Here is a 21,580-nt window from a genome sequence, read left to right on the forward strand (position 1 = left end):
AGCCCGGGTAGGTGCAGCCGCCGTCGCGCAGCCACAGTCGCTTGGTCTGGGCGTCGGTGAAGAACCGCTTCTCCCGGCCCCAGTCGAGCACCGCGCCGTCGGTGCCGAGGACGACCGGGATGACGGAGCCGTCGCAGCACAGCCTGCGCACCGTCTCCGGGGGCCAGGTGGGTGCCGGCATCCAGGCCGCCCAGGGTGGTCCCGGCGCCGAGCCCGTCGCGCAGCGAGTCCCAGTCCATGGTGACCACGAGGGTGGTCTTGGTGGTCTTGCCCCGCTCCTCCCCGGCCGCCACCGCCCGCCGGACCAGGGCCACCAGCGCGTCGCCGCGGCGCCGGTCCGAGGTGCGCAGGTCGCGTTCCCCGTCCACGGGTTGCGGCGCCGACAACGGCTCGAGCGCCGCCTCCAGGGCGGCCTTGCCCTCGACGTCCAAGGTGAGGCGGTACTCGAAGGTGCTGGCGCCGGTGTCGACCGGTTGGGACAGGCGGATGAAGGACGTGCCCAGGTTCTGCCGGTCCTGCAGCACCCCTTCGCGCCCGTGTTTGGCGATCAGCGCGTCGCGCAGGTCGCGGCAGGCGGAGGGACCGTGCTGCTCCGCGATGTCGATCAAGCCTGCGAGGACGTGGGGTTCGGCGCCGTCGGCCAGCAGCGGGCGCAGCTTGTCCGCCTCGGAGACCACCGCGGCCGCGGACCGCACCGGCAACCGGCCCGACGCCACGGCCTCCCGGACCGGGGCGTTGGCGGTCTTGCCGAACGCGGTCGCGAGCGCCACGATCGCCGCCGCGCCACCGGCCCTGGTCGACGGGGCATGGCACCGCACCCACTGCGCGGTCGACATCGCCGCCGGGCCGCCCGCGGTCTCACCCCGGTCCATCGCCTCCCGCAGCACCGCGACCCGGCCCGCGTCACACGCCATGCCCAGCGCGTCGACCTCGGACAACAGCCCCGACAGCCCGTCCGGCCCGCCACCCGACGGGGCCTGCCACAGCTCGGCGCCAAGCCCTTGCAGCGCCTCGCGCGCGGCGGCGACCCGCTCCCGGCGTTCCGCCAGGCTCAGCCGCTGCGACGTCCCCTCCATGACGACAACACTAGAGGCGACCACCGACAACGGCTCTCATCCGGATCGAGACGAGAACCGTTGGCACGCAACGGATTCCACGGCATACGGCGCGGCAAACCACCACCTGGAACCAAACGCCTGTGGAGGGCGTGGCATCGCGACCGCACCTGTGGACAGGAGACGGGAGGGCGCGCGGACCGTGCCCTAGCTGGCGTCCGTTGCCGGCCGCGGCGGGAAACCGCCGGTCGCACCGTCGATCAGCTCGCGGCAGATGTCCATGTGCCCGGCGTGGCGGGCGACCTCCTCCACCATGTGAACCAGCACCCAGCGCAGGGTCACCTGGTTCCCCGACCAGGAGACTCCCGCGTCCTCCAAGGCCAGCTCGCCGATGGTCGCATCGGCGGCCGCCCGCGCACGTCCAAAGAAGGCGACGGCATCGCCGGGCTCCTCACCCGGGGCCAGGCTCATGTCAGCCTCGGGGTCGGAGTCGATGTCGGGCAGCGGCTCCGTCTCGCGGCCGAACGTCTCACAGAACCAGCCGTACTCGGCCGCCGCGAGGTGCTTGACCAGCCCGATGAGGTTGGTGCCGCTCGGGGTCATCGGCCTTCTGAGCTGCTCGTCGTCGAGCCCCTCCAGCTTCCACAGCACGGTGTCGCGGTAGGCATTCAGCGTCGCCCACAGAGTCGTCTTCTCGTCAGCGTCGTAGGGAACGCGGGGCTGCATGCGCCGACCATAGCCCGCCTTCGCCGAGCGGGCGGTCCACCCCAGCACCCGTTCGAGGTGGGCGGTGTCCCGGCCGCCCGTTGACCAGCAGCCCGCCGTCGAGCCGGGCGCGCGGTGACGTCAGGATGCGCCACACGGCGCGTCGGCGGCTCGCCGTCAGAGGCCGTGGTCGTCGAGGTGACGCTGCAGCATGGCCACGCAGTTCTGCGTCCTGGGACCGAGCATCTTCTTGGAGGCGCTGAGCACCAGCGAGAAGACCTCGAGCGCCTCCCACACCGCGAGCCGCCGCTCCGAGAGCGGTGCCGTACGCGTGTACTCGCCGAGGAACGTCTCCCGCAGCGTCTCGACCATCACCTCCGCAGCGCCCCCCGGGTCGTACCGGTGGGTGTCGACCTTGTTCACCGCCATGTGGCGCAGCTTGGTCGTGAAGGCGGCAAGGTCGCGGGCCGGCTCGGCCTGGCAGCACTTGTCGAAGTCGATGAGGGCGAGGCGCTCCGCGGTCACCAGCACCTGCGCTGGATGGAAGCTGCCGTGCGAGGGGCAGGGCAGGTCCGCCGCCGTGCGGGCTGCCGCCGCCTCGATGCGCACCAGCGCCTCGGCCACCGACCCGCCGAGCTCCGGGACGACGGAGACCAGGCTGGCGTGCTTGCGGCGCACGGCGGCGAGGTCCTGCTCCCAGGTCTCGCCCTCGCCGAAGCCGCTGCCGCTCCGGTGCAGCGCGGCCAGCGCTGCTCCCGCTCCGCGCGATCCCTCGGCCAGCCGGGCCAGCACCGACTGCCCACCGCCCTCGAAGGCGGCGTGGAACAGGTCCTTGAGCGAGCACTCGTGCTCGATGTGCTGCTGGACGGACAGGCGCAGCTCCGGGAGGTGGGCCAGCGGCCGCGGCACCTGCACGAGCGGACTCTCGGCCAGCGGCGACTGTGCCAGGGAGCGCAGCGCCTCGTGGCCTCGCTCCCCCTCGTCGTCGCTGTGCACCTTGACCACGACAGCCTCCGGCCCGGAGAAGTCGTCGGCGGGGGCGGCGTCGTCGGCTCCGGCGGCATCGGCGTCCGCACCGAGTCCCAACCGGCAGACGACGGTCGCCCGCACTCCCGGCTTGTACGCGGCCACCGTCGGGGCACACGCCACGACCGCTGTGCCCTCGACCAGAACGCCCCCGCCGAGGAGGGCGCGGGTCAGCAGCCCCGGGCCGCGCTCGGCGTCGAGCAGCATCGTCAGGCCGGGCAGGGCATCGTCGAGCGGCGGGACGGTCAGCGCCAGGCGCAGGTCGGGCAGCACACAGCCCCAGCTCGCGCTCCCGAACGGCGCGGCGTCCTCGAGGGCTGGCGGCAGTGGCAGCTCGTCAGGGGTCATGACGCCCCGAGCGACCACGGTGTGCGGTGCGCCCCCGTCACGGTCGTCGACGTCGAACTCGTAGGTCGCGGTCCACGACCCCTCCGGTGGGACCGACCGGACCCGGGTCACGCGACACCGCGTGATCTCCAGTGACCCAGTTACCAGGTCCGGCACACGTGCACGGAGGTGCGCGACCACGACATCCGGCCGCAGGGCGCCCTCGAACCACGACTCCGTCTGCACGGTGACCACCGCCTCCGGTCAGGAAGACGGCCGGTCAGGCGACCGGTCGGTACCTCAGGGCACTCCCCCGCAGCGCCCGGCGTCAATGGCCCGCTGTGCCTAGTCACCCACGATGTGCCCCTACCGCGAACACCCTTGGGGCGCAATGGCGTCCAAGTCCGACACTGCCGTCACGGTCCGAGAAGCCGCGTGAGGTGGTCGTTCCCGAAGAGCCGCTCCGGGTCGAGCCGGTCGCGCACCGCCAGGAAGTCCGGGAAGCGCGGGTAGAGCTCCGCGAGCCTCTCGCGTCCCAGGGTGTGCAGCTTGCCCCAGTGCGGGCGCCCCCGGTGCTCCGCGACGATCGCCTCGAAGGCCGCGAACAGGCCGCCGTCGCCCATCCGGTGGTACTGGTGCACCGCGACGTAGGCGCTGTCCCGCTCGTACGCGGTCGACAGCCACACGTCGTCGCCGCCGAGGAACCGGACCTCGACGGGGAACGGCAGCGCCACGTCGTGCCGGTCCACCCAGTCCCGCACGGCGCGGACGACGTCGACAACGGCCGCCCGCGGCACGGCATACTCGCTCTCCCGGAAGCGGACCTCGCGGGCGGAGCAGAACACGCGCCAGGAGGCGTCGGTGTACTCGCGCGTTCCGAGAGCCCGTGACGTCGCCTGGTTGAGGCGCGGCACCACCGCCGGCCACCGGGCACTGACGCGGTTGACGGCCTCGAACACCCGGTTGGACAACAGGTCGTCGTCGAGCCGGGCGCGCCAGGCCGCGAGCGGCCGCCCCGGGTCGTCGTCCGGAACCCGGTCGTTGCGCTTGACCAGCACCCGGTCGGTGTGGGGGAACCAGTGCAGGTCGAGGTGGTCGTGGGCGTCGGCCTCCGCCTGCACCCGCTCCAGAACCGCCGACAGCGACTCGCCCCGCTCGCGAGCGCGCAGCCGGAAGGCCGGGACGCACTGCAGCTCGACCTCGGTGACGACCCCGAGCGCGCCCAGCCCGACCCGAGCGGCCTGGAAGACCTCAGCGTGCTCGTCCGGCGAACACTGCAGCACCGAGCCGTCGGCGAGGACCAGCCGCAGGCCGGTGACGGCGGAGGCGATGCCGTACTGACGCGTGCCCGTGCCGTGGGTGCCCGTCGCGATGGCTCCGCTGATGCTCTGCCGGTCGATGTCGCCGAGGTTGGGCAGCGCGAGGTCGAAGGCGTCCAGCGCCAGGTTGAGCACGTGCAGCGGCGTGCCGCCCAGCACCCGGACGCGGCCGCTCTCACGGTCCACGGCCGTGACGCCGCTGAGGTGCTCCAGGCTCAGCAGCACGCCGTCGGTGACGGCCAGACCGGTGAAGGAGTGGCCCGTCCCCACCGGCCGGACCCGCTGCCCGGCCGACGCGGCGTCACGCACGACGTCGCGCACCTCCTGCGTGGACCGGGCCGCCACGACGGCAGCAGGGCGGGCGACCTGGTTTCCGGCCCAGTTCGACCAGGTCGGCCTCCCGGAGGGCTGGGCGGTGCTCATCCGAAGGTCGCCGACTCGCCGCGGTAGGTCGGCACCCGTCCCACGACCTGGCCGCCCGAGACCAGGTGCAGCTCGTCGAACCGCTCGCACAGCTCCCCGGCCTTGGCGTGCCGCAGCCACACCCGGTCACCCACGCGCAGCTGGTCCGCGGCGCTGCCCCGCAGCGGTGTCTGGACCTCGCCGGCGCCCTCGGCCCGCAGCAACCGCAGCCCGCGTGGCGCCAGCACCGACGGCAGGCGCGACCAGCCCGGCGGCCCGGACGCGATGTAGCCGCCCCCGAACACCGTGACCATCCCCGCGCGCGGCCGGCGTACGACCGGGAGGGCGAAGGCCGCAGCGGGCCGCGGCCGGAAGCCCCGGTAGCCGTCGAACAGGGTGGGCCCGAACAGCCCTGAGCCTGCTGCCAGCTCGGTCAGGGACGGGTCTGCGCCGGCGATGTGCAGGCTGCCGGTCCCCCCGCCGTTGACGAACTCGAGGTGTGAGACCTCCTTCACGGCCTCGACCACGTCGGCGCGCCGGCGCAGCAGCTCCGCCGTCGAGCGTGCCTTGAGCATCCGGACGAGCGGCGACGTGTCCGGCAGGCCAGCGATCTGGGCGTCGTAGAACATCAGGCCGACGACCACCAGCCCCGCGTCACGCGCGGCCCGGGCCAGCGACACCGCCTCGTATGCCGTGTGGGTGGGCGAGCGCCGCACCCCGAGGTGCAGCGGCCCCACCCGCAGCGAGGCGTCGACGTCGAGGGCGACGCGCACGGGGTGCGGCCGTTCGACGCCGGCGAGCACCGCCGTCAGCAGGTCGACGTGCTCACGGCTGTCGATGGCCAGGGTGATCTCGGCGGCCGCGCTGCCGTTTCCGGCCAGTGCCGTGAGCGCCGCCCGATCGGCGCTCGGGTACGCCACGAAGATGTCCTCGAGTCCCTCCGCAGCGAGCCACAGCGCCTCGCGCAGGGAGTAGGCCATGACCCCCCAGAAACCCGGACGCGACAGCACCCGCTCGAGCAGCGCCCGGCAACGCACCGACTTGGACGCGACGCGGATCGGCAGCCCCTGCGCCCGGCGCTCGAGGTCCGCGGCGTTGGCGTCGAAGGCGTCGAGGTCGACGACCGCGAAGGGCGCGGCGAGGGCGGCCGTCGCACGGTCCCAGCTGCCGGTCACGCCGCCGACTGTACCCACGCCCTGTGCCACGGCATACGGGTTCCGAGGCTTTCCCGGGTCCACTGCTGACCGTTCCTTGACGCGCTGGTCACTCGACGTTCACCGTGCGGCCGCCCGTCCGGCCGAGTCACTCCCTAGCGTGACGCGCGGATGTGCTCACGTCGTCCCAACCTGGAGGTTTCCATGACCGCACCGGCGCCGCAGCGCACCGTGCTCCCCCTGCTCCCCCTGTCCCGCGCCCACGAGGGCGGCCGCTCCGCGATGACCTGCCACTACCGCTGCGACGACGCCTGCAGCAAGCCGGTCCCGAACGCGAGCGAGAACGAGTACTTCGGTGACATCGTCGCCCGCGGCGCCTCCCGCCGCAGCGTCCTCAGGGGCGGCAGCCTGGCCGCTGCCGTCGTCGGGCTGACCACGCTGGCCGGCCGGCCCGCCGCGGCCGCCCCGTCACCCACACGAGCCGGCGCCGCGCCCACCCCCGCGCCTGCCGCGGCAGCAGCCCGGTCGAGGTCGCCCTTCGGCTTCACCCCGATCGACCCCCAGCCGGCCAGCCTGGACAGGGTGGTCGTGCCAGAGGGCTTCGACTGGGAGCCGATCATCAGCTGGGGCGACCCGCTGACCGACGACGCGCCCGACTTCGACTTCGACAACCAGAGCGCGGCTGCCCAGGAGAAGCAGTTCGGCTACAACTGCGACTACACCGACCTGATCCGCACCAGGGGTGACCACGACGGCGTGCTCGTCTGCAACAACGAGTACACCAACGACGAGCTGATGTTCCGCGGCTACGCCGGGCGGGAGTCCCTGACGCCGGAGCAGCTGCGGATCACCATGGCCGCCCACGGTATGTCGGTCGTCGAGGTGCGCCGCAGGAACGGCTCCTCGCCGTGGAGGTACGTCAAGGGGGGTCGCCTCAACCGCCGCATCACCGCAACGACGCCCTTCCGCCTCACCGGTCTCGCCGCCGGCTCCGCGCTCGTGCAGACCACCGCGGACCCCTCCGGGAGGCGCGTCCTCGGGACGTTCGCCAACTGCGCCGGGGGCACCACGCCCTGGGGCACGGTGCTGTCGGGCGAGGAGAACTTCAACGGCTACTTCGCGGCGGGTCAGGGGCCGGCCGACCAGGCGGCCGCCTACGCGCGGTACGGCCTGGCCAACTCGACGGGCCGCGGCTGGGAGAGGGTCGACCCCCGCTTCGACCTCACGCAGGAGCCCAACGAGGCCAACCGGTTCGGCTACATCGTCGAGGTCGACCCGATGGACCCCGGCTCGACCCCGGTCAAGCACACCGCCCTCGGCCGGCTCAAGCACGAGGGCGCCACGGTCACCATCGCCGAGGACGGCCGCGTGGTGGCGTACACCGGCGACGACGAGCGCTTCGACTACCTCTACAAGTTCGTCTCCCACCGGCGCCACCGCCGTGGCAGCTCGCGCAGCGCGAGGGAGCACAACAAGTCGCTGCTGTCCTCGGGCGACCTCTACGTCGCCAAGTTCACCGGTGACGGGTTCGAGGACGGTGTCAGCGACGGCAGCGGTGAGTGGCTGCCGCTCCTGGTCGACAACCGGTCGAAGGTGCCCGGCTTCACCGCTGAGGAGGTGCTGGTCTGGACCCGCCTGGCCGCGGACGTGGTCGGTCCGACGAAGATGGACCGGCCTGAGGACGTCGAGACCAACCCTGTCAACGGCCGCACCTACGTCGCGTGCACCAACAACACCCGCCGCACGCCGTCGCAGATCGACGAGGCCAACCCGCGCGCGAACAACAAGCACGGCCACGTCATCGAGATCACGCCCGCCGGGGGCGACCACACCCGCACCGGCTTCCGGTGGAAGATCGTGCTCATCGCCGGCGACCCGGCCGACCCGTCGACCTACTTCAGTGGCTACGACCGCTCGGAGGTCTCGCCGATCTCCTGCCCCGACAACGTCACCTTCGACCGTGACGGCAACCTCTGGATCGCGACGGACGGCAACGCCCTCGGGGCATGTGACGGCATGTACCTCATGCCGCTCGAGGGCCCGCACCGCGGCCACCTGCAGCAGTTCCTCTCGGTGCCGGCCTACTCCGAGTGCTGCGGCCCCGTCGTGCTGTGGGACCAGAGGACGGTGCTCGCGGCCGTGCAGCACCCGGGCGAGACCGAGGGCGCCTCCCCGGAGAGCCCGGCCAGCCTGTTCCCCTACCTCGGGGACGGCCAGCCCCGGCCCGGCGTGATCCAGGTCTACCCCACAAGCCGGCGCAGCGACGACGACTGACCCGCGCTCCAACGGATGGCCCGAGACCCACCGTTCGGGGCGCGAAGGGCGCCTCCGGCGGTGGGTCTCGGGCAATGAGTCGACAGCGGGTATGCCGCCCGGCGGGGTCAGCCGGCGCGGGTCACCACGCCCGTGGCCAGGGCCAGCAGGGCCTCCTTGGCCTCGCTGTCCGGCAGCTCGGCGAGTGCGTGCTGAGCCTCACGAGCGACCGCGAACGTGTGCTCGCGGGCCCGCTCCATCGCCGGGTGGACGCGCAGCAGGGCCAGCGCCTCCTCGAGCCGGTCGTCGTCGCGCAGGTCGGAGGCCAGCAGCTCCTGGAGCCGGGCGTCGGCCGGGTCGGTGGAGGCGCGGGCGTAGAGAACCGGCAGGGTGGCCTTGCCCTCGCGCAGGTCGGTGCCCGGGGTCTTGCCGGTCTCGCCCGCCTCGGAGGCGATGTCGATGAGGTCGTCGGCGAGCTGGAACGCCATGCCGAGCCGCTCGCCGTAGACGCGCAGGGTCTCGACCGTGCCGGGAGCACAGCCGCCGAACATCGCACCGTAGCGCGCCGCCGTGGCGATGAGCACCCCGGTCTTGTCGGCGAGGACGCCGAGGTAGTACTCGACCGGGTCGGCCCCGGGCGGGCAGGGCCGGTCGTCGCGGATCTGGCCGGAGCACAGCCGCACGAAGGTCTGGGCCTGGATCTTGACGGCCTCGGGTCCGAGGTCGGCGATGATCGAGGACGCCGTCCCGAACAGCAGGTCACCGACGAGGATGGCCGTCGAGTTGTCGTACTTCGCGTTGACGCTCGGGGCTCCCCGGCGCACGTCGGCCTCGTCCATGACGTCGTCGTGGTAGAGCGAGGCAAGGTGGGTCAGCTCGACTCCGGTCGCCGCGGCGACGACCTCGTCGTTGAGACCCGCGCCGACCTCGGCGGCCAGCAGGGTCAGCAGCGGCCGGAACCGCTTGCCTCCCGCGTCCGCGAGGTGCGCGGAGGCCTCGGCGATGAACGGGTCCTCATGGTCGACCACGCGACGCAGGGTCTCGTCGACCTCCACGAGGCCCCGCTGCAGCCGCTCGGCCAGCGCGTCGGAGACCGACGGCAGGGCCAGGACCGGGGGGGTCGAGCTCATCAGGCCAGCCTCATCGCAGGAACAGCGAGGAGCTCTCGGCCAGGTCGAGGACCTGCGAGGGGAAGATGCCCAGCACGACGGTGACGAGCGTGCCCACGGTGACGGCGATCGTCGTGTACGGCGACGGCATGTGCGCCACGACCTCGGTCCCGGCCGGCTCGGTGAAGTACATCAGCACGATGAGCCGGATGTAGACGAAGGCGGTGATGACGCTGCACAGGACGCCGACGACCACGAGCACGACGCCCGAACGCCCGCCGGTGTTGATCGCCGGCGCGAACGCGGCGTACTTCGCCATGAACCCCGACGTCAGCGGGATGCCGGCGAAGGCCAGGAGCAGGAAGCCGAAGACTGCGGCCACCACCGGGTGGTTGCGGCCCAGGCCCGCCCACTGCGACAGGTGCGAGGCCTCCGAGCCGCCGGACCGGACCATCGAGACGATCGCGAAGGCCGCGATCGTCGCGAAGCCGTAGGCAACGAGGTAGAACATCGTGCCCGCGACGCCGAGCCGGTCGAAGGCGAGGACGGCCACGAGGATGAAACCGGCGTGGGCGATGGAGGAGTAGGCCAGCAGCCGCTTGACGTCGGTCTGCGTCACCGAGAGCACCGAGCCGACCACCATGGTCAGCGCGGCCACCGCGATGACGCCCATCCTCCAGTCCCAGCGGTTGGCCTCGAGGCCGACGTAGACCAGCCGCAGGATCGCGCCGAAGGCGGCCACCTTGGTGCACGCCGCCATGAAGCCGGTGACGGGCGTGGGTGCGCCCTGGTAGACGTCCGGGGTCCACGAGTGGAACGGCACCGCGCCGACCTTGAACAGCAGGCCCACCAGCAGGAAGACCACGCCGGGGACCAGCAGGCCCTCGAAGTCGCCCGCGGCGGCGGAGATGGCCTTGGCGATGTCGGCGAGGTAGACCGAGCCGCTGTAGCCGTAGAGCAGGGCCGCGCCGAAGAGGAAGAACGCGGAGCTGAACGCGCCGAGCAGGAAGTACTTCAGGGACGCCTCCTGCGAGAGCAGGCGACGACGCCGGGCCAGCCCGCACAGCAGGTACAGGGGCAGCGAGAGGACCTCGAGGGCCACGAACATCGTCAGCAGGTCGCCGGCCGCAGGGAAGAGCAGCATGCCGCCGACGGCGAAGAGCGTCAGCGGGAAGACCTCGCTGCTCATCAGGCCGGCGCGCAGTGCGGCGGCCTCGTGGGGCGAGCCGGGGATGGCTGCGCCCATCGGGGTGAACGCGTCCGCGCCCTCGCCTCCGAACCGCTCGGCCATGGTCAGCACGCCGAGCACCGACATCAGCAGGATCGCGCCCTGCAGGAACAGCGTCGGGCCGTCGACGACGACCGCCCGCTCGAGGGTGACGCCCTGCGCGTCGACGGAGACCGTCACGAGGACGACCAGCGCGGCGACGAGGGTCGCGACCGCGAGGCCGACCTGCGCGGCATACCGCACGGAACGCGGGGCAAAGGCCTCGACGAGGACACCGATGATGGCACCGCCGAACACGACGAGCATCGGGGCGATCGCCGCGTAGTCGACCTGGGCGACCTGGAACTGGGTCGGCAGGCTGGTGGTCAGGGCGGTCATCACTTCGCACTCCCGTCAGCGGCGTTGGTGGGTGCAGGGTCGGTGACGCCGACGTGCTGCAGCGTCGCGGACACGGCGGGGTTGAGCAGGTCGAGCGCCGGCTTGGGGTAGAAGCCGAGGAACAGGAACGCCACGATGAGCGGCGCCACCACGAGCTTCTCGCGCAGGTTCCAGTCGTGGACCGGCTCGGTCAGCTCGGGCTTCGGGCCGGTCATCATCCGCTTGTACATCAGCAGGATGTACAGGGCGGCCAGGACGATGCCGGTGGTCGCGATGATGGCAGCCACGGGGTACCGCTGGAAGGTCCCGAGCAGGACGAGGAACTCCGACACGAACGAGGCCAGACCCGGCAGTGCCAGCCCCGACAGGCCCGCCACCAGGAAGACCCCGGCGAGGCCCGGCGTCACCCGCTGCCAGCCGCCGAAGTCCGGGATGCGCTTGCTGCCCCGGCGGGCGACGAGCATCGCGCCGACCAGGAAGAGCGCGGCGGTCGCGAACCCGTGGTTGAGCATGTAGAGCGTCGAGCCCGCGCCGCCCACCGTGGTCAGCGCGAAGATGCCCAGCACGATGAAGCCGAAGTGGCTCACGGAGGTGTAGGCGATCAGGCGCATGATGTCGGTCTGCCCGATCGCGAGCAGGGCGCCGTAGAGCACCGAGATGACGGCCAGGACGATGACCACCGGCGTCGCCCACTGCGAGGCCTCCGGGAACAGCTGGAGGCAGAAGCGGATCATGCCGAAGGTGCCCACCTTGTCGAGCACTCCGACCAGGAGGACCGCGGTGGCGGGCCTGGCCTCGGTGGCGGCGTCGGGCAGCCAGGTGTGGACCGGCCACATCGGAGCCTTGACCGCGAAGGCGAAGAAGAAGCCGACGAACATGAGCCGCTCGGCCACGACCGGGATCTCGAGGCCGGTGAGCTTCTCGACGAGGAAGCCGTCGGCACCGCCCGGGCCGTACTGGAACAGGGCGATGACCGCGACCAGCATGACCAGACCGCCGGCCAGCGAGAACAGCAGGAACTTCACCGCGGCGTACTGGCGGCGTGCACCGCCGTAGAGGCCGATCAGGAAGTAGACCGGGATCAGCATGGCCTCGAAGAACACGTAGAACAGGAAGACGTCCGTCGCGGCGAACACGCCGACCATGAACGTCTCCAGCACCAGCATCAGCGCGAAGTAGTTCTTCTCGCGGCCGCCACCCTCGGGCACGTCGTCCCAGGCGGCGAGGATGCACACCGGCGCCAGGATCACCGCCATCAGGATCATGACCAGCGCGAGGCCGTCGACGCCGAGGGCGTAGGAGACACCGAACTGCGGGATCCACTCGTGCTGCTCGACGAGCTGGAACTGCTCGCTGGAGGTCGTCTCGAACTGCAGCGCCGCCGCGATGGTCAGCAGCAGCGTCACACCGGAGACGCCGAGCGCGATGTGCTTCGCGCGGTCGGCGACACCGGCCGGCAGGGCGAAGACCACCGCCGCGCCGACCAGCGGCAGCAGCATGATCGTCGTCAGCCAGGGGAAGTTCGTCATCACTGGATCACCCACACAGCAGCGAAGATGGCGACGACACCGGCGAGCATCGTCAGGGCGTAGGACCGGGCAAAGCCGTTCTGGACACGGCGCAGGCGGCTCGAGGTGCCGCCGACGAGGGCGGCCAGGCCACCGACCGCACCGTCGACGCCACGGTTGTCGGCGAAGACGAGCGAGCGGGTGAGGTGGACCCCGGGGCGCATGAACACGCCCTCGTTGACCTCGTCCTGGTACAGGTCGCGGCGCGCGGCCTGCGTCAGCAAGGAGCCGGCCGGCGCGGTCTGCGGCACCTCGTCGCGCCAGTAGCGCATCCAGGCCAGTGCCACACCCGCGGCCACGAGGACCAGCGTGAGCGTGATGATCACCGGGACGGCGAGCACCGGGTGCTCGTCGCCGTGCTCTCCCACCACCGGCTCGAGCCAGTGCGTGAAGATGTTCGTCGGGCCGAGGATGAGGCCGATGAAGGCGGAGCCGAACGCCAGCACGATCATCGGGATGGTCATGAGCTTGGGCGACTCGTGCGGGTGGACGTCGTCGGTCCAGCGCTTGGTGCCGTGGAAGGTCATGAAGAACAGGCGCGACATGTAGAAGGCGGTGATGCCGGCACCGATGAGTGCCGCGGAGCCGAACACCCAGGGCCGCCAGCCCTCGCCGATGAACGCAGCCTCGATGATCTTGTCCTTGGACCAGAAGCCCGCGAACGGGAAGACACCGAGGATCGCGAGCCAGCCGAGACCGAACGTCGCCCAGGTGATCTTCATGGCGCCGGACAGGTGGCCGTACCGGCGCATGTCGACCTGGTCGTTCATGCCGTGCATGACCGAGCCGGCCCCGAGGAACATCCCCGCCTTGAAGAAGCCGTGGGTGATCAGGTGGAAGATCGCGAAGGCGTAGCCCACCGGGCCGAGCCCGGCGGCGAGCATCATGTAGCCGATCTGCGACATCGTCGAGGCGGCCAGCGCCTTCTTGATGTCGTCCTTGGCGCAGCCGACGATCGCACCGAACAGCAGGGTGATCGCACCGACCACGACGACCGCGAGCTGCGCGTCGGGCGAGGCGTTGAAGATGAAGTTGCTGCGCACGACGAGGTAGACGCCGGCGGTGACCATGGTTGCCGCGTGGATCAGCGCGGAGACGGGCGTCGGGCCGGCCATGGCGTCGCCGAGCCAGCTCTGCAGCGGGAACTGCGCCGACTTGCCGCAGGCGCCGAGCAGCAGCATCAGGCCGATCGCCGTCAGCGTGGCCTCGCTGGTGCCCTCGACCCCGGCCGAGACCGTGGCGAAGTCGACGGCCCCGTAGGTGACGAACATGATCATGATCGCCACGGAGAGGCCGAAGTCGCCCACACGGTTGACCACGAACGCCTTGTTGGCCGCCGTCGCGTAGGCCGGGTTGTAGTTCCAGAACCCGATGAGCAGGTAGGACGCGAGGCCGACGCCCTCCCAGCCGACGTAGAGCAGCAGGTAGGAGTCCGCGAGGACGAGCAGGAGCATCGCCGCCACGAAGAGGTTGAGGTAGGCGAAGAACCGGCGCTTGTCCGGGTCGTGCTCCATGTACCCGAGGGAGTAGACGTGGATCAGCGAGCCGACGAAGGTCACCAGCAGCACGAAGGCCACGGACAGCTGGTCGACCAGCATGCCGGCGTCGACGTTGAACGACCCGGCCGGCACCCACTCGAAGAGGTGCAGCGACATGGCGCGCCCTTCGGCGTCGCGGCCGAGCATGGCCATCCACACGAGGAAGCCGACGACGAAGCTGGCCCACGACATGGCGGTCGCGAAGACCGGGCCCCACTTGTCGGTGGCGCGGCCGCCGACCAGGAGGACGGCGGCGCCCAGCATGGGCAGCGCGACGAGGAGCCACGCGTATGCCGTGATGCCGGTCGCCGCGGTGGCGGCACCTTCAGCGGCGGCGAGGGTGGAGAGGGAAGTCACCTGGTGGCCCCTTCTACAGCTTCAGCAGGTTGGCGTCGTCGACCGAGGCCGACCGGCGGGCACGGAAGATCGCGATGATGATCGCCAGGCCGACGACGACCTCGGCGGCCGCCACGACCATCACGAACAGGGCGATCACCTGGCCGTCGAGAGATCCGTGCATCCGTGCGAACGTCACGAACATCAGGTTGACCGAGTTGAGCATCAGCTCGACACCCATGAAGACGACGATCGCGTTGCGGCGCATGAGCACCGCGGCACCGCCGATGGCGAAGAGCAGCGACGCCAGGTAGATGTAGTTGACCAGGCTCATCGTTCGCGGCCCTCCTCGATCTCGTGCTCGAACTCGTGCTCGGACTCGACGTGGCGGGCGGGGGCGGTGACCTGCTCGCGCGCGGTCAGCACGCGCGAGACGGAGAGCTCGCTCGGGGTGCCGTCGGGCAGCAGGGCCGGGGTGTCGACCGCGTTGTGGCGGGCGTAGACACCGGGCGCGGGCAGGCCGGCGACGTTGCGGTTCTCCAGCACGCGCCGCTGGCTCCAGGCCCGCTGGCTCGGCCGGGCGCCGATGCGCTCGCGGTGCGCGAGGACCATGGCGCCGAGCGCGGCGGTGATGAGCAGGGCGCTGGTGACCTCGAAGACCCAGACGTACTGGCCGAAGATCAGCTCGGCAACCCCGGTGACGTTGCCCGGGTTCTGGTTGACCTGGTCCAGGCCCTTCATGTCGCCCATGGTCACGGCGCCGATGGCCGCGAAGATGAGGCCGCCGAGCCCGAAGGCGAGCAGCAGCGAGGCCCACTTCTGGCCCTTGATCGTCTCGACGAGCGAGTCGGAGGAGTCGACACCGACGAGCATGAGGACGAACAGGAAGAGCATCATGACCGCGCCGGTGTAGACGAAGATCTGGATGATGCCCAGGAAGTCGGCGTCCTGCGCGATGTAGAAGATGCCCAGGTTGATCATCACCACGGCCACGCCGAGCGCCGCGTGGACGGCCTTCTTCGCGAAGAGCAGCCCCAGCGCCGCCAGGACCGAGATGGGGCCGAGGACCCAGAAGAGGACCTGCTCGCCCGTGCCCGTCATCGGCGGACCCCCTCGGTGGTGTCGCGGGTGGCCTGCCGGCCGTGCGCGACGGTGTCGACGCCCTCGACCGGGTCCCCCGACGGCGCGAGGCCGTCCTGCGGCTCGGCGTGGTGTGCCCTCACCCACTCCTCCTGCTGGGGCGTGGCCTTGGCGACCTTGCCCTGGTAGTAGTCGCGCTCCTCGAGCCCGTCGACCATCGGGTGCGGTGGCGGCAGCATGCCCTCCTGGAGGGGAGCCAGCAGCTGCTCCTTGGTGAAGATCAGGTCGCCGCGGCTGTGGTCGGCCAGCTCGTAGAAGTTGGTCATCGTCAGTGCGCGCGTGGGGCAGGCCTCGATGCAGAGTCCGCAGAAGATGCAGCGCAGGTAGTTGATCTGGTAGACGCGGCCGTACCGCTCGCCGGGCGAGAAGCGGCCCGCACCGCCCTCGCTGTCGTCGTTGTCGGCGCCCTCGACGAGGATCGCGTCCGCCGGGCAGGCCCAGGCGCACAGCTCACAGCCCACGCACTTCTCGAGCCCGTCCGGGTGCCGGTTCAGCTGGTGGCGTCCGTGGAACCTCGGCTGGGTCGGCCGCTTCTCCTCCGGGTACTCCTCGGTCTCGAGCTTGCGGAACATCGTGGCGAAGGTGACGCCGAATCCGCCGACCGGGGCGAAGAGGTCGGAGAAGAAGCCACCCTTCGAGGTGTCCGGGTCCTTCTTCGGGTCAGCCACGGCTGGCCTCCTTGTCAGTCACGGTCTGCGGGACGGTCTGCGGTGTGCCCGCGCCCGAGCCGATGGCCAGGGACGGCTCGCGCAGTCGCTGGCCGGGCATCGGCGGAACGGGGTAGCCGCCCGCGAACGGGTCGATCTCCTCGGGGTGCTCCCCCGCGGTGGCTGCGGCCTGCTTCTCGGCCTGCTTGCCCTCCCAGACCCAGGTCACACCGAGGGCGAGGGCGGCGATGAGGCCGACGATGACGAGCGTCGCCACCGGGAACTGCCGGCCGGCCACTGCGACGGAGGAGTCACCGAAGTAGCCGAGCTGCGCGCCGCGGATGAAGGCGACGGCCACGACCCAGCCGAGGGTCACGGGGATGAGGAACTTCCAGCCGAACCGCATGAACTGGTCGTAGCGGACCCGCGGCAGCGAACCGCGCAGCCAGACGAAGAAGAACATGAACAGCCACAGCTTGATGACGAACCACAGCAGGCCCCACCAACCCTGGTTGAACATGCCGTCGTTGATCGCCGCGATGCCGGGAGGCGCCTGCCACCCGCCGAGGAACATCGTCGTCGCGAGCGCGGCGACGGTGAACATGTTGACGTACTCGCCGAGGAAGAACATCGCGAACTTCAGCGAGGAGTACTCGGTGTGGAAACCGCCGGTCAGCTCACCCTCGCCCTCGGCGAGGTCGAAGGGCAGGCGGTTGGTCTCGCCGACCATGGTGACGACGTAGACGAGGAAGCTGAAGAACGCCGGCAGGATGTACCAGAGGTCCTTCTGCGCGCTCACGATCTGGGACGTCGACATGGAGCCGCTGTAGAGGAAGATCGCGACGAGCGAGAGGCCCATGGCGATCTCGTAGGAGATCACCTGCGCGGTGGAGCGCAGCCCGCCGAGCAGCGGGTAGGTCGAGCCGGAGGACCAGCCGGCGAGCACGATGCCGTAGACACCGACACCGGCGACCGCGAGGACGAGCAGCACGGCGACGGGGATGTCGGTGAGCTGCAGCGGGGTCATGTGCCCGAACATGCTGACCGTCGGGCCCATCGGGATGATCGCGAAGGACACGAACGCCATGGCGCCGGCGATGGCCGGCGCGGCCATGAAGACGACCCGGTCGGCGTTCTTCGGCGTGAGGTCCTCCTTCAGGGCCAGCTTGATGCCGTCGGCCAGCGTCTGCAGCAGGCCGAACGGGCCGGTGCGGTTGGGCCCCGGGCGCTGCTGCATCCGGCCGATGACGCGGCGCTCGAACCAGATGACGAGAAGCGTGTTGACCAACAGGAAGACGAACACGAGCAACGCCTTGACGAGCGAGAGCCACCAGGGCGTGTCGCTGAAGTCAGCGCTGGGGTTGTCCGCGGCCGGAAGGGCGGCCGGCAGGGAGACCACGGCCTCCGCGGCGAAGGTCAGGTTGCTCATGCAGCACCACCCTTGGTGACAGTGACGACGGCACCGGCGTCAGCGCCGAGGACGTGGCGGACCGCGCAGCCGGCGGAGTTCGTCGGCAGCCAGACGACGTGGTCGACCATGCCCGGCACGACCGCGACGGGCGCGGAGGTCGACCCGGCGGCCGTCGCGACCGTGACGACCTCGCCGTCGGCCAGGCCGAGCGTCTCGGCCGTGGCCGGGGACACCCGGGCCAGGGTGCGCGGGGCCGTGCCGGCGAGGAACGGCTCGCCGTCCTGCAGCGACCCGCGGTCGAGCAGGTGGTGCCACGTCGCGAGCACGAGCTGGCCGTCACCGGCGCTCGGGACCTCGCCGTGCGGGACGGTCGGCGCGGCGGTGCGCTCGCCGGCCCACGGGCCGAGGGCGGCCATCTCGGCACGCACCTCCGCGAGGGTCCGGGTGCCGAGGAAGACGCCGAGCTCGTTGGCCAGCATGTCGAGCACCCGGTAGTCCGACAGCGCAGCGCTCTCGAGGGCGTTCTCGAAGGTGCGGACCCTGCCCTCCCAGTTGACGAAGGTCCCGCCCTTCTCCGCGTGCGGCGCCACGGGCAGGACGACGTCGGCGACCTCGGTCACCGACGACTCGCGGATCTCGAGGGAGACGACGAAGGTCTTCGCCAGCGCCTCCTCGACCCGGGGGTCGCCGAGGTCCCGGGCGTCGACGCCGCCGACGACGAGGGCGTTCACCTCGCCGGTGGTGGCGGCGGCGACGATGCCTGCGGTGTCACGTCCGGGGGTGTCGGGCAGGCCGACGACCTCCCATGCCTCGGCTACCTGCTGGCGGGCGGAGGCGTCCGAGACGGGGCGGCCACCGGGCAGCAGGCCGGGGAGCGCGCCCGCCTCGAGGGCACCGCGCTCGCCGGCGCGGCGCGGCACCCAGGCCAGGCGGGCGCCGGTGGAGGCGGCCAGCGCCGCGGCCTCGGAGAGGGCACCGGGCACGCCTGCGAGCCGCTCGCCGACGAGGATGACGGCACCCTCGCCGCGGAGGGCCTCGGCGGCCTTGGCCGCGCCCTCGTGACCCTTGCCGTCCTCCGCGAGGGCGGCCAGCACCTCGGCCTCCGTCCCGGGGGCGGCAGCGATGAGGTGACCGGAGAGCTTCTCCAGGCCGCGCGTGGCGAAGGGCGCCACGGCATACACGGCGGTCTTGTTCCGGCGGGCAGCCTTGCGCAGGCGCAGGAAGACGATCGGGCTCTCGTCCTCGGGCTCGAGGCCGACGAGGACGACCGCCGCGGCCCGCTCGAGGTCGGCGTAGGTCACGGCCCCGCCCTGTGCCCCGTCGCCGGCGGGGCCGGTCGCCACCACGGAGGAGGCGAGGAACTCGGCCTCCTCGGCGGAGTGCGGCCGGGCGCGGAAGTCGATGTCATTGGTGTCCAGGACCGTGCGCGCGAACTTGCTGTAGGCGTAGGCGTCCTCGGCCGAGACACGGCCGCCGACGAGCACCCCGACGCCGCGTGCGGCCTTGAGGCCCTCGGCCGCGGCGGCCAGCGCCTCCGGCCAGGAGGCCACCTGCAGGGCGCCCTGCTCGTCGCGGACCATGGGCATCGTGAAGCGGTCGCCGGTGGTGGCGTACTGGAAGGCCCAGCGGCCCTTGTCGCAGTTCCACTCCTCGTTGACCGCCGGGTCGTTCGCGGCCAGGCGGCGCAGGACGACGCCGCGGCGGTGGTCGGTGCGGGTGGCGCAGCCGGAGGCGCAGTGCTCGCAGACACTCGGCGTCGAGACCAGGTCGAAGGGGCGGGAGCGGAAGCGGTAGGCGGCGCCGGTCAGGGCACCGACCGGGCAGATCTGGACGGTGTTGCCGGAGAAGTAGGACTCGAACGGCTTCTCCTCGTAGATGCCGACCTGCTGCAGCGCCCCGCGCTCGACCAGGGCGATGAACGGGTCGCCGGCCACCTGGTCGGAGAAGCGCGTGCAACGGGCGCACAGCACGCAGCGCTCGCGGTCGAGCAGCACCTGGGAGGAGATGTTGATCGGCTTGGGGTACGTGCGCTTGATGTCCTCGAAGCGCGAGGTGGCCCGGCCGTTGCTCATCGCCTGGTTCTGCAGCGGGCACTCGCCACCCTTGTCGCAGACCGGGCAGTCGAGCGGGTGGTTGATGAGCAGCAGCTCCATGACGCCCTGCTGCGCCTTGTCGGCGACCGGGGACGTCAGCTGGGTCTTGACCTCCATGCCCTCGGTCACCGTCATGGTGCACGAGGCCTGCGGCTTCGGCATCGGTCTCAGCGAGCCGTCCGGACCCGGCATGGCGACCTCGACGAGGCACTGGCGGCAGGCACCGACCGGCTCGAGGAGCGGGTGGTCGCAGAAGCGCGGGATCTGCACGCCGACCTGCTCGGCGGCGCGGATCACCAGGGTGTTCTTGGGGACGGACACCGGCGCGCCGTCGATGGTGAGGGTCACCATGTCGACGGGGGCCGGGATGCTGGCGTCCCCTCCCTTGCTCACGGCGTTGCCGCCGGCGCTGGGGCTGGTGGTGGTGTTGGTGGTCGTCATGCGCTCACGTTTTCCCTAGCGAAGAGCGACGAGGCGTCCCGGTCGAAGGGGCACCCGCCGTGCGTCAGGTGGGCGATGTACTCGTCGCGGAAGTACTGGATGCTGCTCGTGATCGGTGAGGTGGCGCCGTCGCCGAGCGCGCAGAACGAGCGCCCCAGGATGTTGTCGCAGATGTCGAGCAGCTTCTCGAGGTCCTCCTCGCTGCCCTGGCCGTTCTCGAGGCGGCCCGTGATCTGCTTGAGCCACCAGGTGCCCTCGCGGCACGGGGTGCACTTGCCGCAGGACTCGTGCTTGTAGAAGTCGGTCCAGCGGTCGACGGCGCGGACGACGCAGGTGGTCTCGTCGAAGATCTGCAGCGCACGGGTGCCGAGCATCGAGCCGGCCGCACCGACGGACTCGAAGTCGAGCGGGACGTCGAGGTGGGCGTCGGTGAACAGCGGGGTGGAGGAGCCGCCCGGGGTCCAGAACTTCAGCTTCTTGCGCGGGTCGCGCATGCCCCCGGCCATGTCGAGGAGCTCGCGCAGCGTGATGCCGAGCGGTGCTTCGTACTGCCCGGGACGCTTGACGTGGCCGGAGAGGCTGAAGATGCCGAAGCCCTGCGACTTCTCGGTACCCATCTCGGCGAACCATCGGTCGCCGTGCAGCAGGATGGGCGGCACCGACGCGATGGACTCGACGTTGTTGACCACGGTGGGGCGCGCGTACAGGCCGGCGACGGCCGGGAACGGCGGCTTCAGGCGCGGCTGGCCGCGGCGGCCCTCGAGGCTGTCGAGGAGGGCGGTCTCCTCGCCGCAGATGTACGCGCCCGCACCGGCGTGCACGGTGACGTCGAGGTCGAAGCCGCTGCCCAGGATGTTCTTGCCGAGCAGGCCGGCGGCGTAGGCCTCCTCCACCGCGCGCAGCAGGCGGCGGTAGACGTGCACGACCTCGCCGCGCAGGTAGATGAACGCGTGGTTGCAGCCGATCGCGTAGGACGTGATCGCCACGCCCTCGATGAGGAACTGCGGCGCCGCCATCATCAGCGGGATGTCCTTGCAGGTGCCCGGCTCGGACTCGTCGGCGTTGACGACGAGGTAGCGGGGTCCGCCGTCCGGTGGGGGCAGGAACCCCCACTTCATGCCGGTGGGGAAGCCGGCGCCGCCGCGCCCGCGCAGCCCGGAGTCCTTCGTCATCTGCACCAGGGCGGACGGCTCCATCTTCAGCGCCTTCGCGAGCGCCTTGTAGCCGTCGTTCTCGCGGTAGGTCTGGAGGGTCCAGGACTGCGGGTGGTCCCAGAACTTCGTGAGGATCGGGGTCAGGGTGGTGCTCACTTCTCCGCTCCCTTCGCGTCCTTGCCGCCCGGCAGCTCGTCCGGCTCGTTGGTCGGCGCGTTCACCGAGGTGGGTCGCCCTGCCGCCGTGCCGCCGGAGGTCGCCTGGGCCTGGTGGCGACCGTGGTGCGCGTCGCCGGC

Annotated in this window: 16 protein-coding genes; 1 reads left to right on the forward strand and 15 read right to left on the reverse strand. The window is 71.4% G+C overall.

Translation table 11 applies throughout. The annotated features are described in order from the left end of the window. The 5 genes from VIB11_RS06585 to VIB11_RS06605 all read right to left on the reverse strand — a co-directional run. On the reverse strand, positions 1-1,076 hold a 1,076-nt coding region (locus tag VIB11_RS06585), incomplete at its 3' end, for a DUF222 domain-containing protein (protein ID WP_332029550.1). Positions 1,077-1,262: 186 nt separating this feature from the next. Next, a complete protein-coding gene (locus VIB11_RS06590) occupies positions 1,263-1,781 on the reverse strand; it encodes a DinB family protein (RefSeq protein WP_332029552.1) in 519 nt (172 codons plus the stop codon). Positions 1,782-1,937: 156 nt separating this feature from the next. Next, positions 1,938-3,245: a phosphotransferase gene (locus VIB11_RS06595; protein ID WP_332029553.1), complete on the reverse strand. Its 1,308-nt coding sequence runs from the start codon at positions 3,243-3,245 to the stop codon at positions 1,938-1,940. 284 nt (positions 3,246-3,529) lie between these two features. Next, positions 3,530-4,855 (reverse strand): D-arabinono-1,4-lactone oxidase, encoded by a 1,326-nt coding sequence (locus tag VIB11_RS06600; RefSeq protein WP_332029555.1) that lies wholly within the window; start codon positions 4,853-4,855, stop codon positions 3,530-3,532. Next, positions 4,852-6,009: an amino acid deaminase/aldolase gene (locus VIB11_RS06605; RefSeq protein ID WP_332029557.1), complete on the reverse strand. Its 1,158-nt coding sequence runs from the start codon at positions 6,007-6,009 to the stop codon at positions 4,852-4,854. The genes VIB11_RS06600 and VIB11_RS06605 overlap by 4 nt, the downstream gene beginning before the upstream one ends. Positions 6,010-6,192: 183 nt before the next feature. On the opposite strand from VIB11_RS06605, the gene VIB11_RS06610 reads away from it, so the two are divergent. Then, positions 6,193-8,262 (forward strand): PhoX family phosphatase, encoded by a 2,070-nt coding sequence (locus VIB11_RS06610; RefSeq protein ID WP_332029559.1) that lies wholly within the window; start codon positions 6,193-6,195, stop codon positions 8,260-8,262. Positions 8,263-8,369: 107 nt separating this feature from the next. Here the strand turns inward: VIB11_RS06610 and VIB11_RS06615 are convergent, their stop codons facing one another. From VIB11_RS06615 to nuoF, 10 genes are read right to left on the reverse strand one after another with little or no spacing between them, the layout of a single operon-like run. Beyond that, the gene (locus VIB11_RS06615) at positions 8,370-9,371 is read right to left on the reverse strand and encodes a polyprenyl synthetase family protein (RefSeq protein WP_332029561.1); all 1,002 of its coding nucleotides are present in this window, start codon (positions 9,369-9,371) and stop codon (positions 8,370-8,372) included. Between the two features lie 10 nt (positions 9,372-9,381). Further along, entirely contained in the window at positions 9,382-10,956 is a 1,575-nt protein-coding gene (gene nuoN, locus VIB11_RS06620; protein WP_332029563.1) for an NADH-quinone oxidoreductase subunit NuoN, read from the reverse strand. Continuing rightward, entirely contained in the window at positions 10,956-12,485 is a 1,530-nt protein-coding gene (locus tag VIB11_RS06625) for an NADH-quinone oxidoreductase subunit M (RefSeq protein ID WP_332029565.1), read from the reverse strand. The genes nuoN and VIB11_RS06625 overlap by 1 nt, the downstream gene beginning before the upstream one ends. After that, positions 12,485-14,419: an NADH-quinone oxidoreductase subunit L gene (gene nuoL / locus VIB11_RS06630; protein ID WP_332029567.1), complete on the reverse strand. Its 1,935-nt coding sequence runs from the start codon at positions 14,417-14,419 to the stop codon at positions 12,485-12,487. Before nuoL ends, VIB11_RS06625 begins: the two co-directional genes overlap by 1 nt. A gap of 13 nt (positions 14,420-14,432) precedes the next feature. Further along, positions 14,433-14,732, reverse strand: coding sequence for an NADH-quinone oxidoreductase subunit NuoK (gene nuoK / locus VIB11_RS06635; protein ID WP_332029568.1), 300 nt, complete (start codon positions 14,730-14,732; stop codon positions 14,433-14,435). After that, on the reverse strand, positions 14,729-15,499 hold the full coding sequence (locus tag VIB11_RS06640) for an NADH-quinone oxidoreductase subunit J (protein WP_332029570.1): 771 nt from the start codon (positions 15,497-15,499) through the stop codon (positions 14,729-14,731). Before VIB11_RS06640 ends, nuoK begins: the two co-directional genes overlap by 4 nt. Beyond that, a complete protein-coding gene (gene nuoI / locus VIB11_RS06645; RefSeq protein ID WP_332029572.1) occupies positions 15,496-16,206 on the reverse strand; it encodes an NADH-quinone oxidoreductase subunit NuoI in 711 nt (236 codons plus the stop codon). Before nuoI ends, VIB11_RS06640 begins: the two co-directional genes overlap by 4 nt. Next, positions 16,199-17,614 (reverse strand): NADH-quinone oxidoreductase subunit NuoH, encoded by a 1,416-nt coding sequence (gene nuoH, locus VIB11_RS06650; protein ID WP_332029573.1) that lies wholly within the window; start codon positions 17,612-17,614, stop codon positions 16,199-16,201. The genes nuoI and nuoH overlap by 8 nt, the downstream gene beginning before the upstream one ends. Then, positions 17,611-20,130 (reverse strand): NADH-quinone oxidoreductase subunit G, encoded by a 2,520-nt coding sequence (locus VIB11_RS06655; RefSeq protein WP_332029575.1) that lies wholly within the window; start codon positions 20,128-20,130, stop codon positions 17,611-17,613. The genes nuoH and VIB11_RS06655 overlap by 4 nt, the downstream gene beginning before the upstream one ends. Further along, a complete protein-coding gene (nuoF, locus tag VIB11_RS06660) occupies positions 20,127-21,440 on the reverse strand; it encodes an NADH-quinone oxidoreductase subunit NuoF (RefSeq protein ID WP_332029577.1) in 1,314 nt (437 codons plus the stop codon). Before nuoF ends, VIB11_RS06655 begins: the two co-directional genes overlap by 4 nt. Positions 21,441-21,580 lie beyond the last annotated feature (140 nt).

Origin of the sequence: Pedococcus sp. (genome assembly GCF_036554925.1) — a bacterium.
GTDB lineage: Bacteria > Actinomycetota > Actinomycetes > Actinomycetales > Dermatophilaceae > Pedococcus_A.